Raw genomic sequence first — 10536 nt, 5'->3', positions numbered from 1 at the left:
CCGTTGGGCAGGTTCGCTTCGTTGACGGAGTGCTCGGGGCCTTTGTTGTCCAGGCCAACGATGGTCACGCCGTGATCGACGCCGGCCACCGGAACGGTCAGCTTGGCCGTGGTGCTGTCGCCGTCACCGTCGGTGAGGGTGTACTGGAACACGTCGCTGCCGCTGAAGCCGTTGGGCAGCACGGTGCCGGGTTTCAAGCTGTAGCTGTAGCTGCCGTCGCTGTTGAGGGTCAGGGTGCCGTACTGGCCTTCGATGCGCTCGGCAGTAACCGGCGTGGCATTGCTGTCGGCACCGACCTTGTCGTTGTCCAGCACGTTGCCGGTCACAGTCGGGGCCTGCTCGGTGGCCACCTTGCTGGTGTCGTCGGCAGCGATCGGGGCGTCGTCCACGATCTTCACGTTGAGCCAGGCGGTGTCGCTGTCGCCTTGCGGGTCGGTTGCGACGACCTTGAAGTCTTCGTACAGCGCCTCACCTGCCTTGCCGGTATTGGTCTGGGCCTGGCTGAGGGTATAGCTGTAGCTGATGGTCTGAGTGCTGGCGTCGTAACCAGTAATGGTCAGGGTGTTGCCGTCCTGGCCAACGATGCTGGTGCCCACGAGGGTGTTGTTGGCGATCACCTGCACACCGTCGATGGTCAGCGATGCCAGGCCGTCCTTGGCATCGACAGTGAAGCTGCCGCGTTGGACCAGCGCTTCAGGGTTCGGGTCGGTGCCATTGCCCAGATTGGCTTCATAGACGATATGTTCCGGGCCGTTGTTATCGAGGTCACCAATGATCACCGGGTTGTTGGGCGTGACCGGCGGTACAGCAGTGCCCGGTGCGGCCTGGTTCACATTCAGGTCGCCAATGTCGGGCCGGGGGAATTCAGGCGTCACGAACAGCCCTTCGGTGGGGAAGCCGATCACCGGCGTCACCGAGCCTCCGACCTCCTCCAGCAATACGAATGAGTGCCCACCCCCCAGGCTGCCTGCCGGCCCACTTACAGTGGCCGCAGGGCTGTTGGGCCCGGCTGCAGTCGGCTCGGCATTCTGGGTCGGGTCTTCACCCGCTGCGATGGCTTGCTGCAATCGCTCAACGTCGGTCAGTTGAGTATTGGAGGGGTCGGCATCCTGAACCTGCAACACCGGGGCTTCTCCGGCCAGCAGTTGCGGAGTGAGTTCAAGGCTGCTGCCTCGGCCGAGTGTCAGCTCGCTGCCGTTTTGCAGGTGCACCGCCACCGCACCGCCAACGCCGGTGTCGAGGGTTTCACCCGCGTAGACGCGATCGCCTTCGACCAACAAGCGACGGTTGCCATCTGGGCCCACCGCAAAGACCTGGCCCACCACCTTGCTGACAACACCGATCAAACTTGCCATGCCCACTCCTCCATTGCCATCTATGGCATCAGGCTGCGGCACGGGAAGGCTGCTGTTGTGACGTGCGGATGTATCCAGCGCAGTGGCACTAGGCTATCATGAAGACTTCATTGATGCAGAACCTAGTGAATGAATGCTCAGACATTCAAGTTCAGCGAAGCTTCCGTGTTACAGGACTGGGCGGCAGTATTTAACCGCCAATTTTTTGTCACACCAGCCCTGAAACGCTGATCCGTGCGTTACAGCAGCTCCGTGCAGAGCCGAAAAAACATTGAACTTTTTCAAAAGTTGCAGATTCACAGCCCAGGTCTAGCCTTGGGCGCTACATCGGACATCAGAATGCGGGGTATGACCGCCGATTTCCTAAGTTTTTTTTGGCATATAGGCTATGAAAAAACGATCTTAAAACTTCGAAAAATCCAGTTAACAACTGATGTTAGGATCGCCACCCAGACGATCCAGCAAAAACGTCAAATGATTGGCGATGCTGCACATCACACTACAGGGAGAAGTACCGATGCGCGTTTTTACTCCGCTCTGCAGCGCCGTCCTTTTGGCGATGAGCGCCGGCTCACTGCATGCAATGACCCTTCAGCAGGCCATTCAAGCGACGGTGGATAACCATCCTGAGCTGCAATCGAACCTTAACGCGCGCTTGGCCGCGGACGAGGACGCCAAGGTCGCCCGTGGTGCGTACTTCCCTACAGTGGACCTGGTCGGCGGCTGGGGCCGTGAACGCTCCGATACCCCTACCACGCGTGCCCAGGGCAACCACAACAAAGAAACCCTGAACTACACCCAGTCGGAATTGCGCCTGCGCCAGATGCTGTTCGACGGCTCCAACACGTCGCGCGAAGTGGAGCGCACCCGTTCGGTGTCGACATCCCGTGCCTACTACGCCCAAGGCGTTGCGCAAGATCTGGCGCTGCGCGCCGTGGAGGTCTACCTGCAAGTTCTGCAGCGTCGCGAAGAGGTGGCGCTGGCGCGCAACAACCTGCAGGCACACCAGCGGGTCAATGATCAGATCGGCCTGCGCACCGAGCGCGGCGTAGGCAGCAGCGCCGACAGCGACCAGTCCCGCGCGCGGGTGGCCCTGGCGCAAAACAACTACCAGACAGCGATGGTGGACCTGGCCGACGCCGAGTCGAACTTCTACAGTGCAGTCGGCCAGATGCCCGACCAGCTTGAGGAGCCAGCGTCGATCATCGGCGAATTGCCTGCAGGCCTTGAGCAAGCGCGCCAGGCAATGCAGGAAAACAACCCCTACCTCAAATCGGCACAGGCCGATGTGCAGTCGGCCGAGCAACAGTACGAAGGCGCCAAATCGCAGTTCTACCCTCGCGTAGACGCCGAAGTAGCGGTAGGTGCCAACAACAACATCTCGGGTGAGGAAGGCCACGCTAACGACTGGCGCGCCGGTGTAGCGGTGAGCTACAACCTGTTCCGTGGTGGTTCCGACAAGGCACGCCTGCAAGGTGATGCGCACCGCATCAACCAGGCCATGGACATTCGCAACAATGCCCTGCGCACCTTGAACGAAAACATGTCGCTGGCCTGGCACGCCATGGAAAACGCCCGTATCCAGACGCCGGTGGCCCGCGAATACGCCCAGACCAGCACACGCGTGCGCTCCGCCTACCAGGACCAGTTCGGCCTGGGCCAGCGCACCCTGCTCGATGTACTGGACAGCGAAAACGAGCTGTACAACGCCAACCGCCGCTTTGTGGAAGTCCGCTACACCGAGGAATACTCGATGTACCGCGTGCTGGCCAACATGGGTGAGCTGCTGCCCAAGACCCGCATCGTGCTGCCGCCAGAAGCGGTGGCCAACACCGAAGTGCGCAGCGAAGCGCGCCTGCCAGGCCTGCGCTAGCCGCAAAGCGCTGCCCGAGCATTCCCCCGCTCGGGCAGCGCCCGCCGCTCTCCTACCCGCCCCTTCGCTCGGCAGCCTGCCAGCTGCACGATTGTGCAGTTCCATGATCCAACGCATTGCCGGCACCAGCCTTGGGCCGCACCACCGCCTGTGGTTCGCGGATTCGCGATCGACTTCTGGCACAATGCGCGGGTATTCAAGGACTCCCACATCACATGACGCTTTCTCCCCTGCGCCGGCTGGTATTCAGCCTGCTTCGCCGTACCCTCTACCTTTGGGTGCGGTCCGAAACCATCAATCCACCGTCGTTCGGGCAAAACCTCGACCGCAGCACCCCCGTGTTCTACGTGCTGCAATCGCCCGCGCTGAGCGACCTGGCCGTGGTAGACAGGGAATGTGCAAAACTGGGCCTGCCGCGGCCGGTATGGCCCGTGGCGCTGGATGCGGTGCTGGAGCCGGCAGCGTTCTTCTACCTTACCCCTGACCCCGACTGGCTGGGCCGCCACGATAAGCGCGGCGCCCCACCGACCCTAAGCCGGCTGGTCCGGCTGGCAGCCGAGGATTCGAGCGTCGACGCCCAGATCGTGCCGGTCAGCGTGTTCTGGGGGTTGTCGCCGGCCAGTGAGAACAGCGCCTGGAAGCTGCTGTTCGCCGACAGCTGGGCGGTCACCGGGCGCCTTCGCCGGTTGGTGACCATCCTCATCCTGGGCCGCAAGACCCGGGTGCAGTTCGCCCCGCCGCTGCGCTTGCGGGAGCTGATCAACAGCGGCCACACCGAGGAGCGCACGACCCGCCGCGCCCAGCGATTGCTGCGGGTGCATTTCCGCCAGCAAAAGGCTGCTGTGATAGGCCCGGACATCTCCCACCGCCGCCACTTGGTCAAGGGCCTGGTGCATGCACCGCAGGTGCGCGAGGCCATCGCCGAACAAATGCAGGCCAGCCATATCACACAGGAGAAAGCCGAAAAGCTTGCTTTAAGGTATGGCAACGAGATCGCTTCGGACTACACCTATACCGCGATCCGCTTTCTGGAAGTGGTGCTGAGCTGGTTCTGGCACAAAATCTACGATGGCATCAAGATCGGCCATATCGACCAGGTCAAGGCTATCGCCCCAGGCCATGAAGTCATTTATGTGCCCTGCCATCGCAGCCACATCGACTACCTGCTGCTTTCCTACCTGCTGTTTCGCAATGGCCTCACTCCCCCCCACATCGCTGCCGGCATTAACCTGAACATGCCGGTGATCGGTAGCCTGCTGCGCCGCGGCGGGGCGTTCTTCATGCGCCGCACGTTCAAAGGCAACCCACTCTACGCCGCGGTGTTCAACGAATACCTGCACACGCTGCACACCCGCGGGTTCCCGGTGGAGTATTTCGTCGAAGGCGGCCGTTCGCGCACCGGGCGCATGCTGCGCCCCAAGCCGGGCATGTTGTCGATCACCTTGCGCAGTTACTTGCGCTCTTCACGCACCCCTGTAGTGCTGGTTCCGGTCTACATCGGCTACGAGCGAGTGCTCGAAGGCCGGACCTACCTGGGCGAGCTGCGCGGGGCAAGCAAGAAGAAGGAGTCGGTATTCGACATCTTCAAGGTGCTCGGCGCGCTCAAGCAGCGATTCGGTGAGGTGGCAGTCAACTTCGGAGAGCCCATTCGCCTCGGCCAGTTTCTCGACATCGCCCAGCCGGGCTGGCAACAACAGGCCCAGGCCGAGGGCGAGCGCCCGCAGTGGCTGCACCCGGTCACGCGCCAGCTGGGTGATCAGGTCGCCCGCAGCATCAACGAGGCGGTAGCGATCAACCCAGTCAACCTGGTGGCACTGGCGCTGTTGTCCAGCAGCCGCCAGGCACTGGATGAGGCCGCCCTGGAGCGAGCGCTGGACCTGTTTCTGGCGCTGCAGCGCGCAGTGCCCTACTCGCCGTTCGCCACCTTGCCCGAGGGTGATGGCAAGGCGCTGATCGAACACGTGCGCGGCATGGGGCTGTTGACCGAACAACACGATCGGCTCGGGCGCATCCTTTACCTGGATGAGCCCAATGCCGTGCTGATGACCTACTACCGCAACAACATCCTGCACGCCTTCGCCCTGCCCGCCTTGCTGGCCAGTTTCTTCCTGAGCGGCTCGCGGATGAACCGCGAACAGATGCAGCGCTTCAGCCGGGCGTTGTATCCATTCCTGCAAGCGGAGCTGTTCATCCGCTGGCCGGTCGAGGCGCTGGACGAGGTCATCGACCTGTGGCTGGATGCATTCGTCGCGCAAGGCCTGCTGCGCCTGGACGGCGATGCCTACGTACGCGCCGCGCCCAGCTCGCGAGAGTTCGTGCTGCTGACGCTGCTTGCGCGCTGCATCACCCAGACCCTTCAACGCTTCTACATGGCGATCGCCCTGTTGCTCAACGCCGGGCAGCACCAGCTCACGGCCGAGTCGCTGGAAGAGCTGTGCACCGTCATGGCACGGCGGCTATCGATGCTCCATGGCTTGAATGCGCCGGAGTTCTTCGACAAAACGCTGTTTCGCCATTTCATCGAAACCTTGCAAACGGTCGGGGTGGTGTTCACGGACGATCAGGGCCGGCTGGGTTACCAGGCGCGGTTGGGTGAGCTGGCCGAGGGCGCGGCCAAGCGCGTGCTGTCGGCCGAGCTCAGGCTGTCGATCCGCCAGGTAGCTTTGCAACCTGAGGCCCCTGCGGTATGACCCCAGCACCGGCCCTTCTCGGAAAACTCGCGAAAACGCCCGGCCAGGTTGCACCGCCAGCCCACGGCGTTAGCCTTTGGACCTTTTGACTGGAGCCCGGACCATGCGAATTCGCCCCTTGTTACTGTGCCTGCCTGTCTTCGCGCTGGGGGCATGCACACAGGTTCCCAAACCTGAGGCCACCCTGGCAGGCGAGGTGTACTACCTACAGCGCAGCGCATTGCCACCAGAGGCCGTGTTGAGCGTGAGCCTTCAGGATGTCTCACTGGCCGATGCGCCCGCCGTGGAGCTGAGCAAGCAAAGCCGCCCCACCGAAGGCCGCCAGGTTCCTCTGCCGTTCACCCTTACCTACAACCCCAACCAGCTCAAGAGCGGCCATCGCTATGCGGTCAGTGCGCGCATCGAGGTGAGCGGCAAGCTCCTGTGGGTCACTACCGAGCAGCACAGCGTAACCCTCGACAGCCAAGCCTCATCCCCGCTGCGTATCCGCGTTGAACCGGTGCATACTGGCTCACCGATCATTCACTGACACAAGGACCTTCCCATGCTTCGTCGCTTCGCTCCCCTGGCCACCCTGTGCGCAGGCGTACTGCTTTCGGCCAACGCATTGGCGCTGTCGCTGAACGATTTGTCGCAATCCGATGCGACCGGCGGCCTCAAAGACGCTCTGGCACAAGGTGCTCAAGTCGCGGTCAAGCAACTCGGCACGCCGGGCGGCTTCAACAACAACCCTCAGGTACGTATCCAGTTGCCCGCAAAACTCGAGAAAGCCAACAAGCTCATGGGCGCGCTGGGGATGGGCTCGCAGGTTCAAGACCTGGAAAACGGCATGAACGCCGCCGCCGAGGCCGCCGTGCCTCAGGCTCAGGCGATTCTGGTCAACTCCGTGAAAAACATGAGCGTCACTGACGCCAAGGGCATCCTTCAGGGCGGCCAGGATTCGGCCACCCAGTACCTCAACAAAAGCAGCCGCGAAGAGATCCGCGCCAAGTTCCTGCCCATCGTCAAGGCCAATACCGACAAGATCGGCCTGGCACAGAAATTCAACGGGGTTGCGGGCCAGGCCAGTGCGCTGGGCCTGCTCGACAGCAAGACCAACACGGTCGAAGGCTATGTCACCGAAAAGGCGCTCGATGGGCTGTTCAAGATGATTGCCCAGCAAGAGGAATCGATCCGCCAGAACCCGGCGGCGGCGGCCAGCGGCCTGGCCAAGAAAGTGTTCGGTGCCTTGGGCGGCCGATAGTCGGTTTTCCGAACGGCGCCAAAGGTCAAATCCGGGATCCCGGATGGCCCGGCGCCATTACCTAGCTCAAGGCCCCGAAAACCGGGGCCTTGAGCGCTTCAAAAAGCTGGCACGCGTTCTGCTCTATCCTCGGTAGCCAAACTTGGCCTACTAAAAAGAACAAACCTCGAGGATACAAAGCATGCGTATCGCCCCGACCCTGTTGAGCCTCTCTCTGTTCGCCGCACTGTGCAGCACCGGCGCCCAGGCAGAAGAACTGACCGGCACCTTGAAGAAGATCAAGGACTCCGGTTCCATCACCCTCGGCCACCGCGACTCCTCCATTCCCTTCTCCTATATCGCTGATGCCTCCGGCAAACCGATCGGCTACTCGCACGACCTGCAACTGAAAGTCGTCGACGCGCTCAAGAAGCAGTTGGACATGCCCAACCTTGAGGTCAAGTACAACCTGGTGACCTCCCAGACCCGTATCCCGCTGGTGCAGAACGGCACCGTCGACCTGGAATGCGGCTCGACCACCAACAACGCAGAGCGTGGCCAGCAGGTCGACTTCTCGGTCGGTATCTTCGAGGTCGGCACTCGCCTGTTGTCGAAGAAAGACAGCGCCTACAAAGACTTCGCCGACCTCAAGGGCAAGAACGTGGTGACCACCGCCGGCACCACCTCCGAGCGCCTGCTCAAGGCCATGAACGCCGACAAGCAAATGGGCATGAACGTGATCTCGGCCAAGGACCACGGCGAAGCTTTCCAGATGCTGGAAACCGGCCGCGCCGTGGCTTTCATGATGGACGACGTGCTGCTGGCCGGCGAAATGGCCAAGGCCAAGAAACCCACCGAATGGGAAGTGACCGGCACACCGCAGTCCTATGAAATCTATGGCTGCATGGTGCGCAAGGGCGACGAGGCCTTCAAGAAAGTCGTCGACGATGCCATTACTGCCACCTACAAGTCGGGCGAGATCAACGGCATCTACAACAAGTGGTTCGAGCAGCCGGTGCCACCCAAAGGCCTGAACCTGCAGTTCCCGATGAGCGACAAGCTCAAAGCCCTGATCGCCACCCCGACCGACAAGCCAGCGCCCGACAAGCAGTCGTAAGCCCTGCACCTGGCCGCCTGCCCGGCGGCCAGGCCTCTTCGGTTACCCCTTTCGTGTAGGCCACTACCATGCACTATTCCTGGAATTGGGGCGTATTCTTCGACTCCACCGGCGTAGGCGACGAGATTTACCTGGACTGGTACATCTCGGGCCTGGGCTGGACCATCGCCATTGCGCTCAGCGCCTGGGTCGTCGCCCTGGCGCTCGGCACCGTGCTCGGCGTACTGCGCACCGTCCCCAACCGCTGGCTGCGCGCCATCGGCACTGCGTATGTCGAACTGTTTCGTAACGTGCCGCTGCTGGTGCAGCTGTTCATCTGGTACTTTCTGGTGCCCGACCTGCTGCCAGAAGGCGCGCAGGAATGGTTCAAGCAAGACCTCAACCCCACGACGTCGGCGTTCATCAGCGTGATGATCTGCCTGGGGCTCTTCACCGCCGCACGGGTGTGTGAGCAAGTGCGCACCGGCATCGAATCACTGCCGCGCGGCCAGGCTGCCGCAGCGCGCGCCATGGGTTTCACCACCCGCCAGATCTACCGGATCGTGCTACTGCCACAAGCCTTTCGGATCATCATCCCGCCGCTGACCTCAGAGTTTCTGAACGTGTTCAAGAACTCCTCGGTGGCCTCGCTGATCGGCCTGATGGAGCTGCTGGCACAGACCAAGCAGACCGCCGAGTTTTCTGCGCGGCTGTTCGAAGCCTTCACACTGGCCACCCTGATCTACTTCACCTTGAACATGAGCCTGATGTTGCTGATGCGCCTGGTTGAAAAACGTGCGCTGGTGCCCGGCATGATTTCCGCAGGGGGTAAATGATGGACTTCTCTGGAATCGTCCCGGCGCTGCCCGCGCTGTGGAACGGCCTGATCATGACGCTCAAGATCATGGCCCTGGGCGTGCTCGGCGGTATCACCCTCGGCACGCTGCTGGCACTGATGCGGCTGTCGCACAACCCGCTGCTGTCGAAGGTGGCCGGCTTCTACGTCAACTACTTCCGCTCCATCCCGCTGCTGCTGGTGATCACCTGGTTCTACCTGGCCGTGCCATTCGTGATCGGCTGGATCACCGGCACTAACACACCCATCGGTGCGTTCACCTCGTGCGTGGTGGCGTTCATGATGTTCGAGGCGGCGTATTTCTGTGAAATCGTGCGTGCCGGGGTGCAGGCCATTCCCAAGGGCCAGATGGGGGCCGCCCAGGCGCTGGGCATGCGCTACGGCCAGATGATGCGGTTGATCATCCTGCCCCAGGCGTTTCGCAAGATGACCCCGCTGCTGTTGCAGCAGAGCATCATCCTGTTCCAGGACACCTCGCTGGTCTACACGGTGGGCCTGGTGGATTTCCTCAACTCCGCGCGCTCCAGCGGCGACATCGTCGGCCAGGCCAATGAGTTCCTGATCTTCGCCGGCGTCGTGTACTTCCTCATCAGCTTCGGTGCCTCGGCACTGGTCAAGCGCCTGCAGAAAAGGTTGGCCGTATGATTTCCATCAAGAACATCTCCAAGTGGTATGGCAACTTCCAGGTGCTCACCGACTGCAGCACCGAGGTCAAGAAAGGTGAAGTGGTGGTGGTGTGCGGCCCGTCCGGGTCGGGCAAGTCCACCCTGATCAAGTGCGTCAATGCACTGGAACCGTTCCAGAAGGGTGACATCGTCGTCGATGGCACCTCGGTGGGCGCAGCCAAAACCGACCTGCCCAAGCTGCGCTCGCGCGTGGGCATGGTGTTCCAGCACTTCGAACTGTTCCCGCACCTGTCGATCACCGAGAACCTGACGATCGCCCAGATCAAGGTGCTGGGCCGCAGCAAGGCGGAAGCGACCGAGAAAGGCCTGGCGCTGCTCGATCGAGTAGGCCTGAAAGCCCACGCGCACAAGTTTCCCGGCCAGCTCTCCGGCGGCCAGCAGCAGCGCGTAGCCATCGCTCGTGCACTGGCGATGGACCCGATCGTGATGCTGTTCGACGAGCCCACCTCGGCCCTGGACCCGGAGATGGTTAACGAGGTGCTGGACGTAATGGTGCAATTGGCCCAGGAAGGCATGACCATGATGTGCGTGACTCACGAGATGGGTTTTGCACGCAAGGTAGCCGACCGAGTCATCTTCATGGACCAAGGGCAGATCGTCGAGGATTGCGCCAAGGACGAGTTCTTCGGTGACATCGAATCGCGATCCGAACGCGCTCGCCATTTCCTGTCGCGGATCCTGCAGCATTGATCGGCCACCCGGCCCTGCCTGCCCTGGCCATGCCGCTGCGCATGGCCAGGCGCCTGGCACTGGGCAGT

10 protein-coding genes are annotated in these 10536 nt (G+C 62.0%); 9 read left to right on the top strand and 1 reads right to left on the bottom strand.

The window, feature by feature from the left end:
- Positions 1–1355 (bottom strand): retention module-containing protein (locus tag F474_RS22080; RefSeq protein ID WP_125483396.1); only part of this gene is annotated, 1355 nt, incomplete at its 3' end.
- A gap of 348 nt (positions 1356–1703) precedes the next feature.
- On the opposite strand from F474_RS22080, the gene F474_RS22735 reads away from it, so the two are divergent.
- The 9 genes from F474_RS22735 to F474_RS22040 all read left to right on the top strand — a co-directional run bounded on the left by F474_RS22735 (position 1704) and on the right by F474_RS22040 (position 10468).
- Positions 1704–1976, top strand: coding sequence for a hypothetical protein (locus F474_RS22735; protein WP_165830358.1), 273 nt, complete (start codon positions 1704–1706; stop codon positions 1974–1976).
- Positions 1873–3228: a TolC family outer membrane protein gene (locus F474_RS22075; protein ID WP_097089381.1), complete on the top strand. Its 1356-nt coding sequence runs from the start codon at positions 1873–1875 to the stop codon at positions 3226–3228. Before F474_RS22735 ends, F474_RS22075 begins: the two co-directional genes overlap by 104 nt.
- Before the next feature lie 215 nt (positions 3229–3443).
- On the top strand, positions 3444–5918 hold the full coding sequence (gene plsB, locus F474_RS22070) for a glycerol-3-phosphate 1-O-acyltransferase PlsB (protein ID WP_097089279.1): 2475 nt from the start codon (positions 3444–3446) through the stop codon (positions 5916–5918).
- Positions 5919–6027: 109 nt separating this feature from the next.
- Entirely contained in the window at positions 6028–6447 is a 420-nt protein-coding gene (locus tag F474_RS22065; RefSeq protein ID WP_371916179.1) for a YbaY family lipoprotein, read from the top strand.
- A gap of 15 nt (positions 6448–6462) precedes the next feature.
- The gene (locus F474_RS22060) at positions 6463–7161 is read left to right on the top strand and encodes a DUF4197 domain-containing protein (RefSeq protein ID WP_097089284.1); all 699 of its coding nucleotides are present in this window, start codon (positions 6463–6465) and stop codon (positions 7159–7161) included.
- A 181-nt stretch (positions 7162–7342) separates the two neighbouring features.
- A complete protein-coding gene (locus F474_RS22055; RefSeq protein ID WP_097089286.1) occupies positions 7343–8257 on the top strand; it encodes a glutamate/aspartate ABC transporter substrate-binding protein in 915 nt (304 codons plus the stop codon).
- A gap of 68 nt (positions 8258–8325) precedes the next feature.
- Entirely contained in the window at positions 8326–9072 is a 747-nt protein-coding gene (locus tag F474_RS22050; protein WP_097089288.1) for an amino acid ABC transporter permease, read from the top strand.
- Positions 9069–9737, top strand: a complete 669-nt coding sequence (locus F474_RS22045) for an amino acid ABC transporter permease (RefSeq protein WP_165830360.1) — start codon at positions 9069–9071, stop codon at positions 9735–9737. Before F474_RS22050 ends, F474_RS22045 begins: the two co-directional genes overlap by 4 nt.
- On the top strand, positions 9734–10468 hold the full coding sequence (locus tag F474_RS22040; protein WP_097089292.1) for an amino acid ABC transporter ATP-binding protein: 735 nt from the start codon (positions 9734–9736) through the stop codon (positions 10466–10468). The genes F474_RS22045 and F474_RS22040 overlap by 4 nt, the downstream gene beginning before the upstream one ends.
- Positions 10469–10536 lie beyond the last annotated feature (68 nt).

The organism is Pseudomonas sp. URIL14HWK12:I12 (assembly GCF_003097135.1).
Lineage (GTDB): Bacteria > Pseudomonadota > Gammaproteobacteria > Pseudomonadales > Pseudomonadaceae > Aquipseudomonas.
This window is presented reverse-complemented; position numbering and strand designations above follow the sequence as displayed.